This is a genomic window from Pedobacter sp. UYP30 (genome assembly GCF_040547165.1).
In the GTDB taxonomy this organism is placed as follows: Bacteria; Bacteroidota; Bacteroidia; order Sphingobacteriales; family Sphingobacteriaceae; genus Pedobacter.
The window spans coordinates 136,528-162,041 of sequence record NZ_JBEPPD010000004.1 but is presented as its reverse complement, the minus strand read 5'-3'; the positions used below and the strand labels follow the sequence as shown (position 1 = coordinate 162,041).

Sequence of the window (25,514 nt, the reverse complement as noted above, 5' to 3'; positions counted from 1 at the left end):
TACGCTTCGTATTTTTGCTGGGTGAATTTTAAACCCGACAGGATTTTCGAGATTAAAAGTACCAAAGGCTTTAACGAGTATGCAATACAGGTATTTCGACACCAAGCAATTGCCTGCACCACCTATGCAAATTACCTTTCTATCTTAGGGTGTAATGTAAATAGCATTCAAACGCCCAAGGAAATCCCGTTTCTTCCAATCGAGTTTTTTAAAAACCAAAACATTGTAAGTTCTCACAAACCAGCCGACATCCTATTTACCAGCTCTGGAACCACCGGAATGACGCAAAGTAAACATGCTGTAACAGATGTTGGCCTATATGAAAAAAGTTACCTAAACGCCTTTGATCATTTCTACGGAAACATTACCGAATTTTGCTTTTTAGCGCTGTTGCCCTCGTACCAAGAAAGAAATGGATCCTCTCTTATTTATATGGTAGATGATTTAATCGCAAAAAGTAATAACTCGCAAAGCGGCTATTTTTTAAATGACGATGCAGGTTTATTTGATGTACTGATGCGATTAAAAGCAGCTAAACAAAAAACATTATTGATAGGCGTAACTTATGCGCTATTAGATTTTATAGACAAGTACGATGTAAATTTCCCAGAACTTATTGTTATGGAAACAGGGGGCATGAAAGGAAAGCGAATGGAAATGGTAAGAGAAGCATTACACCAGCAGCTTACTGAGGGCTTTGGCGTAGAAAAGATACACAGCGAATACGGAATGACCGAACTGCTATCTCAAGCTTACTCTTTGGGCGATGGAGTATTTGTTTGTCCGCCTTGGATGAAAATTTTTGTTAGAGATGTTAATGACCCTTTTAGCTATGTAAAAAGAGGAAAAACAGGAGGGATAAATGTAGTAGATTTAGCCAATATAAACAGTTGTTCTTTTATTGCCACGCAAGATTTAGGCAGACTAAACGAAGACGACAGCTTTGAAGTGCTAGGCAGGTTTGATCATTCTGATGTTCGAGGCTGCAATTTGCTGGTGCAGTAAGCTAACCTTTAAAACGTCTGTCAAATTTAAACGGACGGCGATCAACAAGTTTTACATTTTTGGCTAAAGGATGAGCAGGATTTAACAGGATGTTATATTCTTCCTCTAAAATGGCAGAGGGGGCACGCATGGTTAAATATTTCTGGCCCTTGATAAATCGATTTCCAATCTTCTTTAACTCATCTGCTTGTTCCAAAAGCTTCCAATCTTTCGGCAAATCTTCAATATTTACCGTAAAAATATCGGTATCTGGCAATTCGAAAACTGCCAATACAAATTCCTTTGCGATCTGCTCTGGCCTTACATGTACCAAAACCTCCATTACCGCCATTGCTCTTGCTGCCGCAAAATAAACCATGGCTGTTCCTTTTTCGTTCCATCTACCTCCAAATTGCTTAGAGCCCGCACCACTTAAATCTTCAATATAAGTAGGGGAAGAAATTCGATACACCAGCATTAGCTAAAAATGCCATGTTCTATGCGGCCAAGCACATCAAAAACCATTGTAAAACCTATGTGTGTATCTAGTAAATGTAAAGGAATTTCGTTGCCAAGTGCATAGTTTGGCGTTTTTAACCAGCTATTAAACGCCTCTTGACTACCTAAAACATCTATGCCTCGCTCGTATAAACGGGCTAATTCTATGGCCCTATCTGCATATTCTGTTTTCACCAAAGTTGTTGGCTCGTAACGTTGCAAGGTACGTTCAGAAATATGCAAAACTTTAGCTATTTCTTCTAAAGTTAATGCAATTTGCTTGGCCAAGGTGGTTAAAGCTTTTTTTGATATGCCTTTACGCGCCAGTACTAAGAGATCAAAATCTGTAGCATTGGCATAACCAGCCCCAAAAATTACCGACATTGGATTGTAAACCAAACTTGCGTATGCAGCTACTGGTTCTTTTGCACTTGGTGTTTCTGTTTTGTTTTTCATAAATCAGACAATCATACACAAATATATACTTTTTGTCTGATTAAAAAAATCAAATCAATACTTTTAACATTATCGCACTTAAACAGCAGAAATCAGGAAATAATTCTTTTTCCCTTTTTGTATGATGATGAATTTTTGATTGATTAAATCCATCTTTTCAAATACATGCGCAACATCCAACACTTTTTCCTTATTTACCGACAATCCTCCTCCTTGAATAAATTTCTTAGCTTCTCCCTTAGAAGAAAACACCGAAGATTTTTCTGCCAATAACGTTACCGCATCTATGCCTGTGCCAAAATCACTTAAAGACACATCAAACTGTGGTATTCCTTCAAAAATCTCTAACACTTGCTGATCATTGAACGTGCTTAAAAAACTTAATGGCTCATTACCAAACAAGAAATTAGATGTTTTAATAGCCGTCTCCAGCGCTTCAGCAGAGTGAGCCTTTACCGTAATGTCTTCTGCTAGCGCCTTCTGCAAAACACGCAAATGTGGCGCAATATTGTGCTCTTCCTCTAGCTTTTCTATTTCAATCTGGTCTTTAAGCGTAAATATTCTAATCCACTTTTTCACATCATCGTCTGATGCATTTAACCAAAACTGATAAAACTTATAGGGTGATGTTTTTTCTGCATCTAACCAAACCGCTCCACTTTCTGTCTTGCCAAATTTTGTTCCATCGGCTTTTTTAATAAGCTGAGTAGTTAAGGCATAAGCTGTACCAGCATCTTTTTTACGAATCAACTCGGTACCAGTAACAATATTGCCCCACTGATCTGAGCCACCCATTTGCAAACTACAATTGTGGTGTTTCCATAAATAATAGAAATCGTAACCTTGTACCAGTTGGTAAGTAAATTCTGTAAAAGACATTCCGGTCTCGCCATCCAGGCGCTTTCTAACGCTATCTTTGGCCATCATGTAATTAACGGTAATGTGTTTCCCAATATCTCTAACAAATTCTAAAAAGCCGATATTCTTAAACCAATCGGCATTGTTTACCATCATTGCGCCGTTTCCTTCCTCCTCAAAAGTTAGAAACTTTGCCAATTGCTTTTTTAATTGGGTTAAGTTATGGTTTAGCGTCTCGTCGTCGAGTAAATTTCGTTCGGCAGATTTGCCAGATGGGTCTCCTACCATACCCGTGGCGCCACCTACTAAAGCATAAGGCTTATGGCCAGCTTTTTGAAAATGAATCAACGTCATTATTTGGGTCAAATGGCCAACATGCAAAGAATCTGCAGTGGGATCAAACCCAATATAACCAGATGCCATACCCTGCATTAGTTTTTCTTCGGTTTCTGGCATAATATCATGCAACATTCCTCGCCACCTTAACTCCTCAACAAAATTTATCATTTTAAAACGCTTTTTATATTAGGCAGCAAAGATAAAATTTTACTCGCGTTTATGGCAAGCTTTCGGGGCTATTTGAAAACCAAGATTTAAAATCGGCCGCAGCCTCCAGAAAATTTGCGTGACCAATTAACGTGTTAAGCTTACCATCATTTCTTTCCGCCAGGTTCGAAATTAGCCACTACAGCTGTAAATTGCCCAAGAACTACCACCATCAAGAGAAAGTATTTTGTGAATTTTATTTTGTGGCATATTGTTTAATCTTACCTTAAATATATAAAGACTTGAAGTACAAAACAATAGTTAACAACAGCAATCCAACTTATTCAACTTCTCCATAATCAGCGATAAAAATATTATCTTGCAAGATGAACTTTCTATCACATTACTACTTTGATAGAGCTAGCGATAATAATTTTCTGATCATTGGCTCTGTTTTACCAGACCTGGTTAAAAATGCTGTACCAGATGCAAACTTGTTTCCAAACAAAGTGAAACAAGAATATAATGGCAATGAAATGCAAATTTTAAACGGGTGGAACAAACATTTGCTTGTTGATAAAACTTTCCACTCGTCCATTTTTTTTCAAGAAGAAACGGCTAAACTCAAACCGCTCTTAATTCCGCTTTTAAGCGATACGGAAATCCGTCCATCGTTCTTAGCACACATTGGTCTAGAACTTTTGTTAGATCATATTTTAATGGAGCAGAAAATAGTAAGCGTAAAAAAATTCTATACCTCGTTATACAATGTTGACCACGCCGACCTGAAGTCTTTTTTAATTAAAGTAGGATTAAAACATGTAGACACTTTTTTTATTTTTTTAGACAAGTTTTTAGATAGCCAATATCTGTTTACCTACCAAAAATTAGAAAGTATAAGTTATGCGTTAAATCAAATTTGTTTACGGCTTTGGCCCATCGGGCTAGACAGCATTCAAAGAGAAAAGCTTACAGAAGTTTTAGCGCTATTTAAGAAAGAATTGAGCACTAACTTCCATCAAATATTCGATCAAATCAAAACCAAATTAATATTACTGAGCTAGAATAAATGAGCATCTCAACAAAGATGTTTTAATCCAAACAGCCAATTATTAGCCACAATTTCATTGCAATGGTTCGCCAAATGCCTAAGTTTGCACCATGTCTTCCAACAACATAAAAGAACAAATGGATGCGCTGGTTACCGAATTAAATCAGCACAATTACAACTACTACGTGTTGGCTATGCCCAGCATTGGGGATTTCGAGTTTGACCAAAAACTTGCACAGCTCGCAAAACTCGAAAAAGAAAACCCAAATTTTATGGCTGCTAATTCTCCCACCGTGCATGTGGGTGGAGAAATTACCAAAAATTTTGAAACCGTAAAACACAAATATCCAATGTTATCGTTGGGCAATACCTACAACGAACAGGATCTTCGTGATTTTGATGAACGTATAAGAAAAGCTATCGGAGACAATTTTGAATACGTTTGTGAGCTAAAATTTGATGGTCTGTCTATTAGCCTTACCTACCAAGATGGTAAGCTTGTTCGCGGTGTTACGCGCGGCGACGGCAAGCAGGGCGATGATGTTACGGCCAACGTAAAAACCATTAGAACTATTCCGCATTTTATTAAGGCTACAGATGCTCCAGCACATTTTGAGATACGTGGAGAGATTTTTATGCATAAGGCCGCATTTTTACGCCTAAATGCGCAACGTGAAGAAATAGGCGAAATAGCTTATGCAAATCCACGTAACTTTGCGTCGGGCACCGTTAAAATGCAAGACAGCGCTGAGGTGGCAAAAAGGCCATTAGATGGGTTTATTTATTTTCTTTACACAGACCATCACAAATTTAAAAGCCACTGGGATAGTTTAAATGCAGTTAAAAGTTGGGGATTTCATGTTTGCGAGCATACCAAATTAGCAAAAAACATAGAGGAAGTTTATGATTTTATACACTTTTGGGAAAGCGAGCGCCATAAACTCAGTTACGATATTGATGGCATCGTATTAAAGGTAAACAGTTTTGCGCAACAAGAAGAGCTTGGTTTTACTGCAAAATCGCCTCGTTGGGCAATAAGCTACAAATACAAAGCCGCAGAAGTAGAGACTATTTTAGAAAAAGTAACTTACCAAGTGGGGCGAACCGGAGCGGTAACACCCGTGGCAAATTTAAAACCAGTTCAGTTAGCAGGAACAACCGTTAAGAGGGCTACTTTACACAATGCCAACGAAATCGAAAGACTAGACTTGCACGAAGGCGATACTGTTTTTGTAGAGAAAGGCGGCGAAATAATTCCAAAGATTATTAAAGTAAATTTAGAAAAGCGTAAGCCAAATACTCTTGGCATCATCTATCCAACGCACTGCCCAGAATGCGGCACAGAACTCATTAGAGCAGAAGGAGAAGCCGTCCATTATTGCCCGAATGACGAAGGTTGTCCGCCGCAAATAGTTGGCAGAATCCAACATTTTATTTCGCGTAAAGCTATGAACATTGATGGTTTGGGCGACGAAACCATAGAAGCTTTTTATCGCAATGGGCTGGTGAGGCACATCAGCGATCTTTACTCCATACACAACCAGGCAGAAGCGCTAAAAGAGTTGGATAGATTTGGCGAGAAATCGATAGAAAACATGCTACTTGGGATAGAAAAATCAAAAGAAATGCCATTCGAAAAGGTATTGTTTGGTTTGGGTATACGTTATGTGGGCGAAACCGTAGCTAAAAAAGTGGCTTTTGGAGTTAAGAATATCGAAAATTTAGCATCAGCTACCGCAGACGACCTTATTCTTATTGATGAGATTGGCGAAAGGATTGCAGAGAGTATTGTTCTTTATTTTAGTAATTCAGAACATTTGCATCAAATAGAACTCCTAAAAACTGCTGGCTTGCAATTCGAAGTGATCGAAACAATAATTTCGTTGGATAGCGATAAATTAATTGGAAAAACATTTGTAATTTCGGGCGTTTTCGAAAAGTTTAGTCGCGATGACTTAAAAAACTTAATTGAAGCAAACGGAGGAAAGATTTTGAGCGGAATTTCGGGCAAATTAGATTACCTAGTGGCAGGAGACAACATGGGACCATCCAAGTTAGAAAAGGCCACGAAGTTAAAAGTGCCCATCATTACCGACGAAGAACTTTTGAGCTTGATAAAAGCATAAAAAATTGGATTAAGGAAAAATTGATTGAATGAAAAAGGGTATTATTTTTCAAATTTCACTCAATCAAAAATGATAGATAATGAACAAATTTAATGGCAGTGGTGTTGCATTGGTTACTCCTTTTGATAAAAATGGAGCAGTAGATTTTGACGCCTTAAAAAAAATAGTTAACCACGTAATTGATGAAGGCATAAACTACCTTGTGGTTTTAGGCACAACCGGCGAAACTGCTACCATGACTACCGAAGAAAAAAGCAAGGTTTTTGCTTCGGTTGCCGAGTTTAACAATAATCGGGTACCATTGGTGGCGGGCATTGGTGGCAATGATACCTTGGCCATTGCAGCGTATATAAAAAACTTTGACACAAACGGTTACGAAGCCATTCTTTCTGTTAGCCCATATTATAATAGACCAACCCAAGAGGGCATTTATCAGCACTATAAAATGTTGGCCGAGATCTCTCCCCTCGATTTAATTTTGTACAACGTACCCGGCCGTACAGCTAGTAACATGAGTGCTGAAACAATTTGCAGGCTGGCAAAAGATTTTAAAAACATTATCGGCGTAAAAGATGCTTGTGGCAATTTTGATCAGTTTAACCAGATTATGAGAGACAAACCAGAAGATTTTTTGTTGATCTCTGGCGATGATCCAATTACATTGCCCATGATGGCGGTCGGCGCTTCTGGTATTATATCGGTTATTGGCAACGCACTACCAAAGCAAGTGGCAAATATGGTAGATCTTTGCAACCAAGGCGATTTCAAAAATGCTATAAAAGTACATTTATCGCTTATCGAGTTTTCCCGACTTGCTTTTTTAGAAGGAAATCCGGCAGGGGTAAAAGCTGCCCTTCAATACTTGGGTATTTGCGAAAATGTTTTAAGGCTTCCGTTGGTAAAAGTATCATCGAGTTTGGAAAGCGATATAATTAAAGAGTTGAAAAAGCTAAATTAGATTGCACCATTAGACCTGAGAGATAAGATAGTTGATCAATTCAATTAACATTTTTTTCTGCGTAGAATTTTGTTTTGAAAAAAGGAAACACGCTTAATTTTAAATTATTGGTTAACTTTAAGCAATTGTAGGCAGAAAAAGAAATGCCTTTCGGCAAGCTCTTAATTGGTGCCTGAAGAACAGACCTTGACTGCAATTAATTCTTATTCTTAGCGATGAACCAAATAAAACGTTTACTGCTTATTGTTATCACTTTGAGCGCAATAGTAGTGCTATGTGCACAATGTTTAAACACAAACCGTAACGATGACGCCGCCGAAAAATCTTACGTAAAAGAAACAACATGTATAAAATGCCATAAATCTATAACAGATTCCTACGCCCTTAATGCCCACCACAATACCTCACAACTAGTTACTCCAAGTTTTCTGATAAATCGGCCTGACTCAAAAAATAAAGATTTTATTTTCGAAAATCATACGCGGGTATCAGTAGAAACAAAAAATGGCATCGCATATCAGGTTGCTTATGTTGATGGCAAGGAAGTGCTGGCTAAACGATTTGACATTGCTATTGGTTCTAGTTTAAAAACATACAGTTTCGCTTACTGGGAAAACAATAAGCTTTTCCAATTGCCGCTATCTTACCTTCGGGAAACAAATCAATGGGTAAACAGCCCTGGTTTTTCCGCCAATACAGGCAACTTCTCTAGGCCGATAAAAAGCCGGTGTTTACAGTGTCACAGTTCTGGGGTAGAAACGGTAACTGTAAATCCTGGATCATTTAAACAGGATGAACAAATGAAACCCAATTCTTTAATCTTTGGCATCAACTGCCAGCGCTGCCATGGGCCGGCGAGTAAGCATGTGGAGTTCCAACTGCAAAACCCAAATTCAAAGGAGGGAAAATACATCACATTATACACTTCGTTAACCAGGAAACAGAAAATGGAAGCTTGTGGTGTATGCCATTCTGGAAATGATGTTTTAGTTTTAAAACCTACGTTTAAATTTAAACCAGGAGACAAGCTATCCGACTACTACTTACCCAATTCTTCTGATGCTTCTGCTCAACCAGATGTACACGGCAACCAACTCGGCTTACTTATGCAGAGCAAGTGTTACCTTTCTAGCAATAACCTGACCTGCAACAGTTGTCACAACATTCACGAACCACGAAAAGCAAGTTTAGCTATTTACTCGCAAAGGTGCATGAGTTGTCATAAAACCCCCAAACACAGTGCAGCCACTTTAGCAAAGGGATTAATTAAAACCAACTGCATTGATTGCCACATGCCAAAAAAACCTTCTCAACTTATTTCATTTCAAACTGCCATAGGTAAAAAGCCAATCCCATATTTGATGAGAACCCACCGCGTAGCGATCTATAAAGATTAACGCAAAAAAAGAGGCTGCCTCTTTCGAGACAGCCTCTTGACTAATAAAATTATAATTAATTAATAACCAGGGTTTTGAGTAATTGTTGAATTAGTTGAAATTACTGCTTGAGGAATTGGCATTAAATCCTTTCCAGTAGGCACGCTGATTCCGTAAGTATCCTTTACAAATTTAATTTGATCTCCAGATCTTCTGTATAAAAACCAAGTTGAGAATTCTCCACCAAGTTCATGGCGATATTCGCTTAGAATATTTGTAAGCAAATCTCCAGTAAGTGCTGGTGCAGTGCCTCCAAATGCTCTATTTCTAACAATTTGCATGGTAGCTAAAGCTCCTGCAGAATCACCAGTTCTAAACTGGCACTCGGCTTTACTCAACAACACTTCAGCATAACGCATCATGATCGCATTTTGATCACCAAATATGGTGTTCGGGCTGTCATAACCGCCGCTTACATTCGGATCGCGCCAAAACTTAACTCCATAGTAGCCCGAGCGCTGTCCATCTGCACCTTTCCAAGGTTTTGCAACAGTACCACAAGTATTCATCGTAACGCCATTGACAGTATAATTTTTTATCACTTTTTCATACATCGAAATTTTAATGGCTGGGCTAGGGTGGGTTTCTCCAGGACCTATTACCGTTGCTCTTCTTCTGGTATCACCGGTCTCAAAAGAGTTAAAATATTTAGGATCTGCGTAGTCGTATCCAAAATTAGAAACCTCTTCTGGCATACCGAAGGTAGAAAGCCAAACCGAATCATTTGAGTGTCCCCAACTTTGATCCGAACCGTTAGGAACCTTAAATTGAATTTCGAAGATAGATTCCACTCCATTCTTATTGTTGTATTCGTTGACGTCAAGAAACTTTGGTGTCAATTGATATTTTCCGTTTAATTGATTGAAAACACCCAAGGCTTCAGTATACTTCTTTACCCACATTAATGCACTGCCTTCATAAGCTAGCGCAGCTCCTTTTGACGCTCTACCAAGTTCAGCTGCTGGGAGATCTTCTTTCCAAGGCAGCAATCCTGCTGCTGTATTCATATCTGCCGCGACGGATGCAAAAACTTCATCTTGTGTGTTTCTAGGATGGCGTCCATCATCTGTCACAGTTTTAAGCTCTAGCGGAACACCACCAAAATTACAAGCTAAATAGTAATAGAAAACGCCTCTTAAGAAATAAGCTTCTCCAGTTAATCTATCTGCTAGCGCCTTGTCTATCACACCTTCACTTAACATTCTTGCAACAATAGGTATGGCAGAGTTAGCACGGGCAATTCCGGCATAAGATCTAACCCAAACGGTGTTCAATGGATCGAAAGTAGTCGGCACCTCATAGGTAGTAAAAAAAGTATCGGCGCCATAGTTCTTAAAATCTTGGGTTAAAAAGTTTGCCTGATACCAAAGCCCCTTAGTCATAAAATCTACGTTGTCAAATGTATCATAGATTGCGTTTACTAGCGCTACGCCATCACTTGGAATTTTAAAAAGTACATCCTCTGAAATTTTAGAGGAATCCTTCTCATCCAAAAATCCTTTTTTACATGCAAATGGAAGAGACATTGCTATCCCCAAGGCAACCATGCATAAGTTTTTTTTATTTATTTTCATAATAAGTTATATTAAAAAGTAACATTTAATCCCAACGTATAAAGCCTAGAAGAAGGGTAAGTACCTACGTCTACACCTGCAGCAGTTACGTTTCTAGCTCCATTATCACCTGCTGGCAAACCTATTTCTGGATCTAAACCTGAATATTTGGTAATGGTAAATAAATTTTGCGCGCTAACGTATATACGAGCTCTAGAAACAGCAAATTTTGAAGAAATAAGTGAAGGCAATGTATAACCAATTTGCATATTTCTTAATCTAAGATAATCACCATTTTCCACATATACATCAGATGGACGTGTATTGCCGTTCAGATCTGCTTTTGTTACACGTGCGTAACGGTTTGAAGGTCTATCTGGTGTCCAGCTGTTTAAATAATATTCTGTGCCAACATTCTCTATGCCTATACCACCCTGTGTAGCACCAAATGTCTCTTGTGTTCTCGCTGCGTAATTGAAAATTTTTCCGCCAACAGAAGCATAGAAAAACAGATTAACATCAAAGTTTTTATAAGAAGCGTCTAATGTTAATCCAGAGAATAATGTTGGTATTGGGCTACCAAGAGCTTCTCTATCTGCATCAGTTACTTTTCCGTCGCCATTCAGATCCTTAAATTTTCGATCACCAGGAACTGTTTTCTCAAATTGATAGAATGATCCGGCTCCCGCCTTCGCATTTAAAGCATCTATTTCAGCTTGACTTTGGAAAATACCATCTGAACGGAAACCGTAGAATTCACCAACCGGGCCGCCAATTCTAGAATTGCTAAACGTTACCCAAGTATTGCCACCCACATTCGGAAAGCCCAAACCACTAAGATTTGTAATCGCATCTTGACCTGTAGCTAAACTCAACAACTTATTGTTTACGGTGGTTACATTTAAGTTGATGCCATATTTAAAGGGCTTGGCAGACTCTCTATATTCGGCACTAAATTCAAATCCACTATTTTTAATGGCGCCTACATTTCTATCCGCCCGAGTATACCCAGTTTGAGGAGGTACTGGAACCGGTAATAAAAAGTCTTTAGATTCTTTTGAGTAATAATCTACTGTCAAATTTATCTTTCCTCCTAAAAACCCAGCATCTAAACCTATATCGGTTTGTCTAGATGTTTCCCACTTTAAATTTGGATTTGGCAATGCTGCCAATACAATACCCGGTTGGTATACGCCCCCAAACGGATAACCAACGTTGTCTGCACTTAAAACAGATCCGCCGGTACTGTACTGAGAGAGATATTTAAACAATCCAATACCCCCTTGATTACCTACTTCTCCATAACCGACCCTAAACTTCAAATCTGAAATCGCATCAACATCTTTCAAGAAATCCTCGCTTTTAACCCTCCAAGCAGCAGACACAGAAGGGAACACGCCATACTGATGGTCTTTCGCGAATTTAGAAGACCCATCTCGTCTAACAGTTCCAGTAATTAGATATTTGTCTTTGTATTTGTAATTCAGTCTTGCAAACTGAGAGGCTAACGCATATGTTTGCTCATTGCCTGTAACGCTAGTGATTGTAGTAACACTGCCTAAATCTCTAAGTTGGTTACTTATTGAGCCATTACCTTGTGCTCCAATTTGACGGTAAGTAGTTTCCTGTTGAGAAATACCACCCACAAAATCGATGCTATGATCTCCAAACGTTTTGGTGTAAGAAAGGGTATTTTCCCAAAGGTATTCAAAGGTATTATTTGCGCTTTGAGAATAATAAGATAAAGACGTGTTGCCGCCATAAGCAGTGGTACGACTATCGGCAGGCGTAAAATAATAGCCTGAATAATCATTGGTATTGATTCCATAATTCGTCTTGATTTTTAATCCAGGAAGAATTGTCGCTTCTAATGAGACGTTACCTAAAAAATAGTTCGTCAAATTCTTTTGGTCTTGTGTCTCTACCGCGTACAAGGGGTTTGCTAGGTAATTGGTCGTCAGATCTGTCGGATCGTAAAAACCATAGTTTCCGTTAGCATCTTTGGCAAAGCCATTTGCGGGGTTACCCGGAAGGTTTGGAATCAATTTTGTTAAAGAACCTATTCCTAAGCCAGAATTTTGTCCGCCCGTGCCAAAAGGCACTTTATTATTTCCTCTTGTATATTTTAAATTTGCAGAGCCCTTTAGCCATTTAAAAGGCGTATAGTCTGAATTTAAACTTGCATTTACGCGTTTAAAATAAGCTTCCTTTACAATGCCTGTTTGATCTAAATAGCCAATAGACAAAGCAGATTGTAATTTTTCACTACCACCACGGATAGCAACATTGTAATTTTGCCTAGAGCCAGTTTGGTACATTACATCTTGCCAATTCACATTTTGAATCGCAGCCGGATTTGCCCATTCTGGTCTGTTTAAGAAACCATCTATTGTTGCGCGCGACGCTGCTAACGTAGCAAATTGTTGTGCATCTAAAACATCATATTTTTTTGGCTCTGATTGGACGGAACCAACTGCATCTACAGAAACCTTAACCTGACCAATCTTTCCTCTTTTTGTAGTGATTATTACCACGCCATTGGCTGCTCTGTTTCCATAAATAGCTGTTGCAGATGCATCCTTCAAAATGTCGATAGAGGCAACATCATTTGGATTTATAGTGTTAAGTCCGCCAGTAATTGGATACCCATCGACAACATATAATGGACTGTTGTCTCCAAAAGATCCAACTCCACGAATTTGAACTTGGATACCAGCACCAGGCGAACCATCATTATTGGTGATTTGCACACCGGCAGACCTTCCTTGAAGAGCTTGATCTAACGTGGTTACGGGTACTTTTTCAATTTGATCTGCACTTACAGAGCTTACCGAACCTGTTAAATCTTTCCGCTTAACGCTTCCGTATCCAATTACTACCACCTGATCTAAAGTCTTAACATCAGAACTTAGTGTTACGTTTATAATTGTTTTACCGGCAACTGCTACTTCTTTTGTGGTATAGCTAATGTAACTAATAACTAAGATTGCGTTTGATGCGGCAGAAATGGTATAATTTCCATTAGGGTCGGTTGAGGTTGCCTTGGTAGTTCCCTTAATCAAAACACTAGCACCAGGAATTCCAGCTCCATCAGAACCAGTTACTTTTCCCTTGATTTGAACATTTTGGGCTTGCGCCTGACTAATAAAAATGGTTAATAAAAAAGCCATCAAAAGCTTTTTGTAACCATTCCATTTGTCGATTCGTAATTGTTTTTTCATTTTTTGGATTTGATTTTAAGATTTAAAATTTCTAGGCATAATACGCTTCATTCTTGCTTGTATGCAAGAAACTGCCTCCTATAATTAAAAGATTATAATTTGATTTTTTTGTTGTAAACTTTATTGGCTGAAACGCTATTGCAGCATTTAGAGGAGCTTTTACACATGTTTTTTTTGGTTAGTTATTCTAACACTAAAATAAAGTATCTGCTCTGTGCAAACTAATACTATTTAAACAAAAAATAACTTGTATTTACCTAAATTTTAAAATTTCAGGCATTAATATATATGGGACACACAAATATAATCTTATAAAATATTGATAATGACTAAATAACAAAGTTAAATCGACAGCCACTTAGATTGATAATTTAGTTCAAAAATAAAATATAATGCACTACGATTTTATCTTGAAGTTATCCATAAACGCACATAAATTAGAACTTATTGACCGTATCAGCCTCGCTAAGAAAAACAAATGCTATATATAACCTGTTTACTATCCGAGGGGTAAATAGGAGATTGATTGTTACTTAATCATGCTTTCGTTATTATGGATTACATGGACTTAATCTACCGTGAGTATAAGCTTGCTTTTTTCGGCGAGACATAAAACTTGAGCGCGATAAGTAGGAATAGTAATGTTTGTTTAATTCCATTCATAGTTATTTCATTATATTTAATTTTCTGACAGTGTCTTTTGAATTGGTAATCTCTACACTAACCACATTATCACCGATTTGTAAATACCTGCCAGACTGAGAAAGAAAGCTCGATCCATAGTAAAATTCTTGTTTGGCAATTGAGCCGTTCTTATATTTTATCATTGCCTTCACATCGAACGGTGTAACCGGAATAATATTCACCTTGTGTTTGAGCTGAAAAATCTTTACGTCTCCCTTATTTTGGCTTGCAGCAAGCATATATTGTCCCTTACTGCCTTGAAAACCAACCAAGGCCTTGCCGTTTCCTGGAAGATAGATACCGCTTTGTAAGATAGATTCTGGTTTAAAATTGCCCTTTCCATCTCCCTTGAGCATTAATCCGTTTAGCGCATCATATCTCCCTGTAGAAACGTCGGTACCATAATCGTTGCCGTTCATCACCACATCTAAATTCCCGTCTCCATCAAAATCGCCAGTCACCATCCCGTTCAACATAGAAAACTGGGCTTGTTTAGGCAACGGAGTGATGCTAAATTTTCCATTTCCCAAATTTTTCAAATAGCAAGACTGCAACATATTTGCTTTTAATCTTAATGCTCCATTTAGCTGTTCTGGAGTTAAAATATCCTGCATGGTGGCGTTAGCAAAAGATTTGTAGTTCGTAAATTTCTTTTTCATACTAATCATCTGTTTCAACAAGTCATCGCGTCCGTAAACAGGGTATTCTCGCTTCACTCCTTTCGCGTCGGAAAAGAAAACCGAAGGTATTGCAGCATAGCTTCCATTGTTATCGAAATCTTTGGCGGTAACGTATGCAGGATATTTATCGCTTACTTGAAAAATAGTGTTTAACCCCGTATTTCCAACAATGTAATCGGTTAAACCCTTATGCCTAAAATCGCCAGCAACAATAGAATTCCACCAACCAAGGTCATCCTTCAGCCCTGTATCATTAGTTACGTTCTTAAACTTGCCCTTTTCATTTTTTAAAAATGTAATTGGCATCCACTCACCTGCTAATATTAGATCCGGCCAGCTGTCATTATCGAAATCGGTAAACAGCGCATCGCACACAAGCCCAACGTTACGTAAAGCCGGGGCTAGAGAGGCTGTAACATCAGTAAATTTAGCCTTTCCGTTTTTGCTATCATTGCGCAACAGTGTGCTAGAGACTGCTTTTGGATACGCCCAAGGTTCTACTCTGCCAGATATAAAGAGATCTAATTTCCCATCTTTATTAAAATCTATTGCTTTTACACAAAGCTTGCTTGTAAAATTTTTGGGTATCGCGTTTGTGTCTAACTTAAAACTGCCCTTACCCTTGTTTATATATAGTCTATCTTGGTAGGCGCTGGTATTTGGTGCACTGCGGTAGCCTCCGCTTGCAATATATAAATCAGGAAATCCATCGCCATTGGCATCAAACAATACCATGCCTTCATCTTTAGAATCAATTGGCACAGTAGCTTCTGGCCCTAAACCTCGTTGTATAAATCGGCCATTCTTTTGCTGCAAAAATATTTGAGCTGGATCATGCCCGTTTCCACCCACTACCACATCATCCAGGCCATCTCCATTTACATCTGCAACTGATAAACCCGGACTGTATTCAGATAGCTTGTGGGGGAGCAGCTTCTGTATTTCAAAATCTGTAAAAGGAAACTCCTTGTGGGTATAATGGAATTTGAGCGAATCGGTCACCTCCTTAAACAAAGCCTTTTTGGCAATAATAGGTTTTGGCCAGAAATAACGAATCTTCGCATCTTTATAAACCACCTTCAATATCTGGTTTACTTTTACCTTTCTTAATGTCTGTTTAAACCCCTCTGGCCATTTTATCACAACAGAATCTAAGACTGCGACATGGTTTAAACCAAAATGCGCAACCGCCTGCTGGGTAGAAACATAACCCCTGTATGGCGTATTCTCAAAAACCTGTTGTTTATTGCCTTCGTAAAAGATTTCTACCATTGCGCCAAGCCCTTGTCTGTTCTTTTCGGAGCCAGCAAAATTTATTTCTAAGAAATTTGAAGAGGCCTTATTCTTATCTCGTGTCGTATTTCTATAAATTAAGGCTTTGTCGTTAATGTTGTTTACAATTAAGTCCATTGCGCCGTCGTTATCTAAATCTGCATAAGCTGCACCATTAGAAAATGTTGGATCATCCAGGCCCCAACTTTTTGTTGCATCGCTAAACGAAAGGTCTCCATTGTTACGAAATCCATAGTTTGGGATTTTAATTTTCGGAATTTGCGCCAGTGTTTCACTTTTAGTAGAAACTGAATAGGCTTGTTCTCGATAGGTAATGAAATCATGATCGGTAACATCTCTGGGATAACCGTTCGCAACTACAACATCTCTATACCCATCATTATCAAAATCGGCCACTAGCGGGCTCCAGCTCCAATCTGTTTGGGCCACGCCACTCAAAAAACCAATCTCGCTAAAAACAGGGTGTTTTATAGAATCTAGCTGACCTAAACTGTTGCCCTGGTTTAGCTGCAGTGTATTACGCACGTACTGATATTGGGAGTGGAAGTAATCGAAATTGGTGTAGGTAACATCGCTGTTGGAGCTCAGCATCATCTTTTTGCGGTAATTATCTTGCGGGTTCATGTCCAACTCATAGAAATCTGCCAGCCCATCGTTATTCAAATCCACAATATCGTGCCCCATTGCGTTAAATGAGGTATGTTTAAAATAATCCTCAGTTCTGTCGGTAAAAGTTCCATCTTGGTTGTTGATGTATAAGATGTTCGAAGAAATATAGTCGTTGGATACACTGATGTCTTTCCACCCATCTAAATTTACATCTGCAATAACCGTAGAAAGCCCATACCCGGGCACATTAATACTTGCTTCTTTAGATACATTGTGAAAAACAGGGTGACCTTTAGCGGCATCCCAATCGTTACGATACAGCTGGCCAACACTAGCAGCAGCCTTACCAGAATTAGAGGATCGGAATATATTTGGATTTTGATTGGCATCAGATTCGTTCACGGTGAGGTACATATCTAAATCACCATCGTTATCATAATCGAAAAAGTTTGCCATAGTAGATTGGCCGCCAATATTCAGTCCATATTCAGCAGCCATATCCTTAAAAATGGGAACACCGTTTTTATCTAAACCTTGATTAATGTAAAGGATATTGGTCGGATTAACACCTTCGTTAGAGGTGGTGTTGGAAATATAAATATCCATTAATCCGTCGTTATTTATATCCACAACTGCTACGCCCCTTCCCCATCTACCCATGCCACCAACGCCAGCTTCCTTTGTTATGTCCTCAAATTTAAAATTGCCCTTGTTAAGGTATAATTCGTTCGAGACACGGTTGCCCGTAAAATAAATATCTTGTAAGCCATCGTTGTTAAAATCGCCCACCCCGACTCCACCTCCATGATATAGGTTTATCATATCCAACGGATTTATTTTATCATCTTCGATAATCCTGTTATCAAAATTAATATTTGAATGTGATGAGGAGATACGCTCGAACAACGTACTCTTTTTACAAGATGAAAACAAGCAGACAAATACAATAAAAAGAAAACCTACTATTCTATTCATAAATTAAAGAAACAGCAATTGGCAAACACGATGAAACGGGGCAACTATGTTTTGCGCATCAAACTTATCTAAAATTTAATAAGTGTGTTAGTACTTTTGCATCGTAATGTAATACAAAAGATACATAAAATTAATAATTAGAAACGGTTTGCTTGGCTTTACAACTGTTGGCTCTATAAGATAGAGAAATGGGATTTCGAAACCACTATCGCCACACCAAATCATTAAAACTATAAAATAAAATCTATTTCAAACTGTAGAATAATAGTCTAAAAAGTGGCTATATAAGTTAACTCGATTTATACAACACATTAATTCATCAAATTCCCGATGTCAAACGAAACCGCTTGAGCCAAATTCCTCAGCTCTTGCATGTGTACCCTTAATCTATGGCCTGCAGCTATGTTATTCGACAGATAAAATTTCTCCGCATCAACTTCTGCCCTGAGCAGCAATACTTTTATCTTCTGAAATTTTTCCATTCTTCGCTTTTTAAAACTTGCTGGCGACGCCGCCTTTCTCAAAACTAAAAAAGCCTTTTGAAAAATCAAAAGGCTTCGCAATTATGTATATATTTTCAGGCTATGCAGGCTGAAATAGATTCTCCTCGTAATATCCCGCCTTCAATTTAGCAGAAACCTCGCCAAATGCGTGCAATGTTTGTTGTACATCTTCCATACTATGCATGGCTGTTGGAATAAGGCGCAACATAATTAATCCTTTAGGTATTACAGGATAAATAACGATAGAGCAGAAAATGCCATAATTTTCGCGAAGATCAAAGGTAATGGCAGTTGCATCTGATAGTTCTCCTTTAAGGAAGACCGGTGTGACAACAGAATTGGTAATACCAATATCCAAGCCCCTTTCGCGCAAACCATTTTGCAAGGCTGTAGCAATTTCCCAAAGCCTGTCTTTAAGTGCTGGATTACTCTTTAAAAGTTCTAAGCGTTTTAAAAGCCCCATCACCATTGGCATAGGCAACGCTTTCGCGAACGTTTGAGAACGCATATTATAGCGCAAAAAATTAGTGATTTCTTCTGAGGAAGCTACGAAAGCCCCAATACCCGCCATTGATTTTGCAAAAGTCCCGAAATAAACATCTACGCCGTCAATACAATCTTGTTCTTCGTGCGTACCGGCACCGGTTTTTCCCATAGTACCAAATCCATGCGCATCATCAACCAAAATTCTAAAATTAAATTTAGATTTCATGGCGATGAGTTTTTTAAGCTTCCCTTGTGCTCCGCTCATTCCAAATACGCCTTCGGTAATCAATAATATGCCACCACCCGTACCTTCTACCAATTTGGTTGCGCGCTCCAACTGTTTCTGGGCGCTTTCCATATCGTTATGCTTGTAAACAAAACGCTTGCCGATGTGCAACCGTAATCCGTCTAAAATGCAGGCATGAGATTCAGCATCGTAAACAATCACATCGTTTCTATCTACCAGTGCATCGATAATACTAACCATGCCTTGATAACCGTAATTTAATAAGAATGCATCGGGCTTGCCAACAAACGCTGCCAATAACTGCTCTAACTGCTCGTGATATTTGGTGTTTCCACTCATCATCCGTGCTCCCATTGGGTATGCCATTCCAAATTGTGCTGCCGCTTCCGCATCGGCCTTTCTCACTTCTGGATGATTTGCCAAACCCAAATAATTGTTTAAACTCCAAACCAGATGATCTTTCCCCTTAAACTGCATGTGAGGAGCAATTTCCCCCTCCAATTTTGGAAAAGAAAAATATCCGTGAGACCATTTTTGATGTTGCCCAAGCGGCCCCATGTGTTTTGCTATCTTATCAAATATATCCAATGTACTGTGTGTTTATGTACTTAAAAATTGCTGCAAATTTACTTTTAATTTATTTTAATATCAATAAATTTAATCGGGTTGACGTAAAATATACTGTATGTCAACCATTTGAGAGAGATAACTTAACGTGCGGTGGATTATATAGACTAATAATCAACAAAAGGAAATAACCCTACACAAAAAAGCCCCAGAATTAACCGGGGCCTATATATTTTTTAAATCTTAATCTACATTATCATGTAGAAACGAATTATTGGGTCTAATTTCTGTAGTGCCATCCTTATCATTGCTTAAGGTGAAACGGCTAACCTGAGACTCTGAAGAATGTTGAACTTCTTGCAGCTGCATTTGCTTGCGCTTATAAGCTGGTTCATTTTCTAGCTCTTGCAGGCCGTTACTAGTTCTAAGTTTCATGCTCAAATCTTTTAAGCGCATAATGCGTTCTTTAGACTTCCGCAACTGCTCTTCCATAGAAGCGTCGTCTTTATCGTCGTCTAAGCCAGCAACTGGTTCTTCTACGCTAGGTATTTCTGCCACCGGCTCTTCTTCCTCTTCTTGTTTACCTATTGGCGTATCGAATACATATTCTGTTTCTGCCACTTTTACCTCAAACTGGAACTCATCAACCGTAGGCTCAGCTTCTTCTTCAATCTTTTCCTCTTCTTGCAGCATATGCCTCACTTCTTCGTTTTCTTTGGCCTTTACAGGTTTTACCTTGTTAAAAAAGCCACCAAATAAATCTTGTTGTGGAACTTCTTCTTTGGCCTTTAAAACAGGCTCATAACTTGGCACTTCCTTCGGTTGGATAAAGGAGTTTACAGGCTCTACTGGTTTTACCAGTGGCGCCTCTTCTGGTGTTAAAAGAATAATCTTCTTTTTACTTGTTTCTTCCTTAACACGTTGGTCTGATGTTTGAAAACCTGTGGCAATAATGGTTACAGAAAGACTGTCTCCTAAAGCTTCATCAGAACAATTTCCCCAAATTAAATCTGCAGAAAGACCTGCCTTATCTTGTATAAAGTCTGTAATGATAGAAACCTCGTCCATGGTTACTTCGCGCAATCCAGAACTTATATTTAAAAGGATGTAACGCGCACCTTCTATCTCATTGTCTTTTAATAAAGGCGAAGCTAATGCACCTTCTACCGCTGTTAATGCCCTGTTTTCTCCATCGGCAGCAAAACTACCCATAATGGCAACGCCGCTATCTTGCATAACGGTTCTAACATCTTTAAAATCTACGTTTATATAGCCGGCAACAGTTATAATCTCTGCTATGCCCTTGGCCGCAGTGGTTAAAATATCATCTGCCTGTCCAAACGCGGAACCTAATGTTAGGTTTCCAAATATCTCTCTAAGCCTGTCGTTAGATATAACTAAATAAGAATCTACATATTTCTTCAGTTCTTCGAGGCCGTCTTCAGCTTGTTGCTTACGGCGCTTCCCTTCGAAAGAAAAAGGTGTAGTTATAATGGCAACTGTTAAAATATCTAATTCTTTTGCTGCTTTCGCGATAATGGGGCTAGCTCCCGTGCCAGTTCCACCACCCATTCCGGCAGTGATGAAAAGCATTTTTGTGGTGCTGCCAAGCATTTCTTTAATATCTTCTATATTTTCTATCGCAGAGTTTTTGCCAACTTCTGGTATAGATCCGGCCCCCATACCTTCAGTTAAGCTTGCACCCAGCTGTACTTTGTTGGGGATTGGACTGCTCTCCAATGCCTGTGCATCAGTATTACAGATAATAAAATCTACCCCGTTTATACCCGACAGGTACATGTGGTTAACTGCGTTGCCGCCACCGCCCCCAACACCAATAACTTTGATGATTGACGACTTATCCTTTAACATTTCGAATTGCATAATACTATGAATCAGTTAGTTGAAAATTTTTATTCCGGTTCATTACTCTTTGTAATATTAACACTTTTTCCACACACGTTTTCCACAAGTGTTAATATTGTGGAAAAAAACCCATTTGTTGAAAAAATTTAGCTTTTTAAATAATCTTCGTTGCTTACATCCATATCATCTTGGATAAAGATTTTGGTTTTAGCCAACAACTTATCAAACAAACCGCCTGTTTTTACTTTTTCAACAGGTTTGGGCTTTCCTGCAATAGTTGCAGGCTTGCTCATTTCTTTAATGCGCTCTTCCTCTCTTTGAATGCCTTTGATTAATAAACCAACACTTGTGGCATACATGGGGCTCTTTAGGTCATCGTAAATTGCCTTTGGCATTTCCTCATATTTCGACAAATGCTCATTTGGGTAACCAATTCTACAATCTAACCCGGTAACATATTCTACCGCCTGGCTTAAATGTTTAAGCAATGCGCCACCGCCAGTAATTACAACGCCACCAATAAGCTTTTTCTCGTAACCTGATGATTTTATCTCGTAATAAACATGCTCGATGATTTCTTCCATACGGGCTTGAATAACATACGCTAGGTTTTTAACAGAGATTTCTTTTGGCTCACGACCACGCAATCCTGGTACACAGATGATTTCGTTTTCCTTGTTTTCTTCTGCCAAGGCAGACCCAAAACGAGTTTTTAGCAACTCTGCCTGGTTGCGCATTACAGAACAGCCTTCTCTAATATCCTCTGTTACACTATTACCACCAAAGGGAATTACTGCTGTATGCCTAATAATACCCTCGTGAAAAATTGCAATATCAGTTGTGCCACCACCTATATCAACTAAAGCAATTCCAGCTTCCTTTTCTTCGTCGCTCAACACCGACTCTGAAGAAGCCAAAGGCTCTAAAATTAAATCTTGGGTCTGTAATCCTGCGTTAACAACACATTTCATAATGTTTTTTACCGCAGTAACCTGCCCAGAAATGATGTGGAAGTTTGCTTCTAAGCGAACTCCAGCCATCCCGATGGGATCTTTTATACCAGGTTCGTTATCAATGGTAAACTCTTGTGGCAACACATGTATAATTTCTTCGCCTGGAGGCATAACCAGTTTAAACATATCGTCTATAAGCTTATCGATGTCCTTTTTGCTAATTTCGTTGTTAAGTTCCCTACGTGTTAAGATACCTCTATGCTGTAAACTTTTAATATGTTGGCCGGCAATGCCCACATTTACCACTTGGATCTCTACGTTAGATTGGCCGCTCGCCACCTCTACCGCCGCTGCAATGCCCTGTACGGTTTTCTGGATATTGCTTACAACGCCCCGAGTTACACCCGCCGATTCTGCCTTGCCAATACCTAGAATTTCGATTTTACCATGCTGCGTTCTGCGGCCTACAATTACGCAAATTTTTGTAGTACCGATATCTAAACCTACTACAATGGGCGACTGGCTGGTGGTAACTTTTGTCTTGTCCATATTTATATTTTGTTGAGTTTGGCAAACGTTCTTGTGTTTGCCTTAATGTTGTTTTCTTTGCTAATTAAATTTCTTTCGATTTTGGGCTTTGGCTTTTTCATACTAGTTGCCCTTAGTCATCTTCACTTCCATCCTAACCATTCCGGACTTCGGCGGCGATTTCTCTTTTGGCTTTTGTTCTTTCTTTGGCGCTGGAGGCGATGTGCTTTTTGTTTCTGTTTTGTTATTTTTCATCGCTTCTGCAATTACATCTCTCACCAAAGAATCGGTCACTTTTTTCTGTATGATTAGACTGTCTGGTTTATGAACAACCTCCTGTCTTGTTGAAGATTTCTCTGATGAATCTCTTTTTACACAAACTATTTGATTGGTGTACTTCACGTTGATGGTCTTATAAGTATTCCAACCTACTTGTGGCATGGCTTTTTTATAGAACAACAACAGGTTATTCATTTTCCTGTCTAAAGAATCTGCATCGCCCAAAATAATACGTTGATTACCTACGCGGGGCACTAGTTCTATATCGCCCTTTTCATCTACATAAACCTGCTCCATCTGCGCATTCCAAAGGCTATCTTTTTGAATGTACATGGCTGTTTTATACAGATCCTTTGCAAGTTGGGTACGCAAAGTATCTACCTTACTTCCAAAAAACTCCTTAATATTTCCAGAGGCCACCAAAACATCTGCCGTAAAATTAGACGAGATTGGCATTTTCAGGCCTTTATTGTCTATGTAAAAATCTTGCCCTACATCATTTAGCACCCTTAAAATTGGCTTACGTTGACTTACATTTATGTGCAAAGTACCATCCATGTCTACAAAAACCTTGGCAAAAGCAATGTATGGGTTAGCCTGCAGCCTCTTCTCTATTTTATGAATGTTTATTTGTTCTAAGTTTCTACCAACAAGCATTCCTTCGCTCTGCCTTAAGATGGCATCTATCTCATCGCGCTCTATAAAATTATCAGCGCCTGGAATCAATATTTTAACGTTGCTGCATTTTACAGATTGCTTTTTTACATTGATAAAACTCAAAAGCAGCACCACGCCCGCAAGGCTAACAAGCCAAGCAAATCCAGTTAATATTGCCCTAAAATTTATCTTTTTAAGCATGTTTCAAAATATCTTTTAAAGAATCTCTAAGCGTATCTATATCACCTGCCCCAACAGTTAAAAGTAGTTCGGGTTTTGCTTTTTTTACTTCATCACGCACAAAATCTTTTCCACAAATTTTTTTGTTCTCCAAAGTAATTTTATTCAACAAAAACGTCGAATCGATTCCCTCAATAGGTTTTTCCCTAGCGGGATAAATTTCTAGCAACAATAGTTCATCTACCGTGCTTAAAACTTTTGCAAAATCATCTCCGAAATCCCTGGTTCGCGAGAACAAATGCGGCTGAAAAACAACGGTTAATTTTTTATTGGGATACAACTGCCTCACTGCCGCAAAACAAGCTTTCAATTCTTCTGGGTGGTGGGCATAATCATCTATATAAATATGATTTTCGTTGTTGACCAAATATTCAAACCTTCTCTTTACACCTTTGAAACTCGCAATCGCCTCTCTAATTTTTTCTTTATCTATGCCAAGCTTTAAGGCAATGGCAATCGCTGCTGTTGCATTCTCTACGTTGTGTTTGCCTGGCAACATCAAATGGATGTCTTTGATCACCTCGGCTTCACTTCTATAATCGAAAACAAATTTGTGTCCGCTAACCTGAATATTTTCCGCTTGGATATCAGCTTCCTCTTCTGCTGCATAGCTAATTCCTTTTGAGAGTGCCAAACCATTATGAAAGAACAGCGTTCCGTCTTCTTTTAACTGTCTTGCAAAAAGATTAAAAGATTCATCTAAATGGCTTTTATCCCCATAAATATCCAAGTGGTCAGCATCCATAGAGGTAATTACCGCAATGTTTGGATGAAGGGTTAAGAAAGACCGATCAAACTCATCTGCCTCTACTACCATTACGTTGTTATTTCCATAAAGCACATTGCTGTTGTAGTTGGTTGCAATGCCACCCAAAAATGCAGTACAATCATAACCTGTCGCCTTTAACACATGGGCTACCATTGCAGAAGTTGTAGTTTTTCCGTGTGTACCCGCTATAGCGATGCAGAACATGCTTTCGCTGATGAGACCTAGCACTTCTGATCGCTTTTTTAATTCGAAACCGTTTTCTTTAAAATGATTCAAAATTTGAGTATCTTTTGGAATTGCCGGCGTGTAGACTATCAGCGTATCGTCTTTTGGCTTGGCAAAAACGCCATGTATTAGGTTCTTATCATCTACATAATCTATGTAAACACCCTCTTTTTCTAATTCTTCTGTAAGCTTGGTTTTAGTTTTATCGTAACCGGCCACTAGGCAACCAATGTGGGCAAAGTAACGTGCAAGCGCGCTCATTCCGATTCCTCCGATGCCTACAAAATACACTTGTTTTATATTGCCTAATCTCATGCTAAGTTTTA

The 25,514-nt window shown here is 38.8% G+C and carries 17 protein-coding genes; 5 read left to right on the top strand and 12 right to left on the bottom strand.

The window, feature by feature from the left end; all coding sequences use genetic code 11:
• The first annotated feature begins 21 nt into the window (after nt 1-21).
• Complete coding sequence (locus tag ABIB40_RS06700) at nt 22-1,005, top strand: LuxE/PaaK family acyltransferase (protein ID WP_354357282.1); 984 nt, start codon at nt 22-24, stop codon at nt 1,003-1,005.
• A gap of 1 nt (nt 1,006) precedes the next feature.
• Here the strand turns inward: ABIB40_RS06700 and ABIB40_RS06695 are convergent, their stop codons facing one another.
• From ABIB40_RS06695 to tyrS, 3 genes are all read right to left on the bottom strand, one after another.
• Nucleotides 1,007-1,456 carry an RES family NAD+ phosphorylase gene (locus ABIB40_RS06695; protein WP_354357280.1) on the bottom strand — a complete coding sequence of 150 codons (450 nt, stop codon included), beginning with the start codon at nt 1,454-1,456 and terminating at the stop codon, nt 1,007-1,009.
• A 5-nt stretch (nt 1,457-1,461) separates the two neighbouring features.
• Nucleotides 1,462-1,938: an Xre family toxin-antitoxin system antitoxin gene (locus ABIB40_RS06690; protein ID WP_354357278.1), complete on the bottom strand. Its 477-nt coding sequence runs from the start codon at nt 1,936-1,938 to the stop codon at nt 1,462-1,464.
• A gap of 78 nt (nt 1,939-2,016) precedes the next feature.
• The gene (gene tyrS / locus ABIB40_RS06685; RefSeq protein WP_354357490.1) at nt 2,017-3,300 is read right to left on the bottom strand and encodes a tyrosine--tRNA ligase; all 1,284 of its coding nucleotides are present in this window, start codon (nt 3,298-3,300) and stop codon (nt 2,017-2,019) included.
• 368 nt (nt 3,301-3,668) lie between these two features.
• Between tyrS and ABIB40_RS06680 the strand changes: the two genes are divergently transcribed.
• The 4 genes from ABIB40_RS06680 (at nt 3,669) to ABIB40_RS06665 (ending at nt 8,814) form a co-directional block, all read left to right on the top strand.
• Nucleotides 3,669-4,346: a hypothetical protein gene (locus ABIB40_RS06680; RefSeq protein WP_354357276.1), complete on the top strand. Its 678-nt coding sequence runs from the start codon at nt 3,669-3,671 to the stop codon at nt 4,344-4,346.
• Between the two features lie 97 nt (nt 4,347-4,443).
• Nucleotides 4,444-6,459, top strand: a complete 2,016-nt coding sequence (gene ligA, locus ABIB40_RS06675) for an NAD-dependent DNA ligase LigA (protein WP_354357274.1) — start codon at nt 4,444-4,446, stop codon at nt 6,457-6,459.
• Nucleotides 6,460-6,538: 79 nt separating this feature from the next.
• Nucleotides 6,539-7,417, top strand: a complete 879-nt coding sequence (gene dapA / locus ABIB40_RS06670) for a 4-hydroxy-tetrahydrodipicolinate synthase (RefSeq protein ID WP_354357272.1) — start codon at nt 6,539-6,541, stop codon at nt 7,415-7,417.
• 215 nt (nt 7,418-7,632) lie between these two features.
• Nucleotides 7,633-8,814, top strand: a complete 1,182-nt coding sequence (locus tag ABIB40_RS06665; RefSeq protein ID WP_354357270.1) for a multiheme c-type cytochrome — start codon at nt 7,633-7,635, stop codon at nt 8,812-8,814.
• A 59-nt stretch (nt 8,815-8,873) separates the two neighbouring features.
• On the opposite strand, the gene ABIB40_RS06660 is transcribed toward ABIB40_RS06665, so the two are convergent.
• The 9 genes from ABIB40_RS06660 to murC form a co-directional block, all read right to left on the bottom strand.
• The gene (locus ABIB40_RS06660) at nt 8,874-10,427 is read right to left on the bottom strand and encodes a RagB/SusD family nutrient uptake outer membrane protein (RefSeq protein WP_354357268.1); all 1,554 of its coding nucleotides are present in this window, start codon (nt 10,425-10,427) and stop codon (nt 8,874-8,876) included.
• Nucleotides 10,428-10,438: 11 nt separating this feature from the next.
• The gene (locus ABIB40_RS06655; protein WP_354357266.1) at nt 10,439-13,627 is read right to left on the bottom strand and encodes a SusC/RagA family TonB-linked outer membrane protein; all 3,189 of its coding nucleotides are present in this window, start codon (nt 13,625-13,627) and stop codon (nt 10,439-10,441) included.
• 665 nt (nt 13,628-14,292) lie between these two features.
• On the bottom strand, nt 14,293-17,868 hold the full coding sequence (locus ABIB40_RS06650; protein ID WP_354357264.1) for a VCBS repeat-containing protein: 3,576 nt from the start codon (nt 17,866-17,868) through the stop codon (nt 14,293-14,295).
• A 311-nt stretch (nt 17,869-18,179) separates the two neighbouring features.
• Nucleotides 18,180-18,350 (bottom strand): BF3379 family histone-like protein, encoded by a 171-nt coding sequence (locus tag ABIB40_RS06645; RefSeq protein ID WP_354357262.1) that lies wholly within the window; start codon nt 18,348-18,350, stop codon nt 18,180-18,182.
• 100 nt (nt 18,351-18,450) lie between these two features.
• A complete protein-coding gene (locus ABIB40_RS06640) occupies nt 18,451-19,692 on the bottom strand; it encodes an aminotransferase class I/II-fold pyridoxal phosphate-dependent enzyme (RefSeq protein ID WP_354357260.1) in 1,242 nt (413 codons plus the stop codon).
• A gap of 222 nt (nt 19,693-19,914) precedes the next feature.
• On the bottom strand, nt 19,915-21,555 hold the full coding sequence (gene ftsZ / locus ABIB40_RS06635) for a cell division protein FtsZ (RefSeq protein ID WP_354357258.1): 1,641 nt from the start codon (nt 21,553-21,555) through the stop codon (nt 19,915-19,917).
• A 128-nt stretch (nt 21,556-21,683) separates the two neighbouring features.
• Nucleotides 21,684-23,039 (bottom strand): cell division protein FtsA, encoded by a 1,356-nt coding sequence (gene ftsA / locus ABIB40_RS06630; protein ID WP_354357256.1) that lies wholly within the window; start codon nt 23,037-23,039, stop codon nt 21,684-21,686.
• 102 nt (nt 23,040-23,141) lie between these two features.
• On the bottom strand, nt 23,142-24,155 hold the full coding sequence (locus tag ABIB40_RS06625; RefSeq protein ID WP_354357254.1) for a cell division protein FtsQ/DivIB: 1,014 nt from the start codon (nt 24,153-24,155) through the stop codon (nt 23,142-23,144).
• A complete protein-coding gene (murC, locus tag ABIB40_RS06620) occupies nt 24,148-25,503 on the bottom strand; it encodes a UDP-N-acetylmuramate--L-alanine ligase (protein ID WP_354357252.1) in 1,356 nt (451 codons plus the stop codon). Before murC ends, ABIB40_RS06625 begins: the two co-directional genes overlap by 8 nt.
• Between the last annotated feature and the right edge of the window lie 11 nt (nt 25,504-25,514).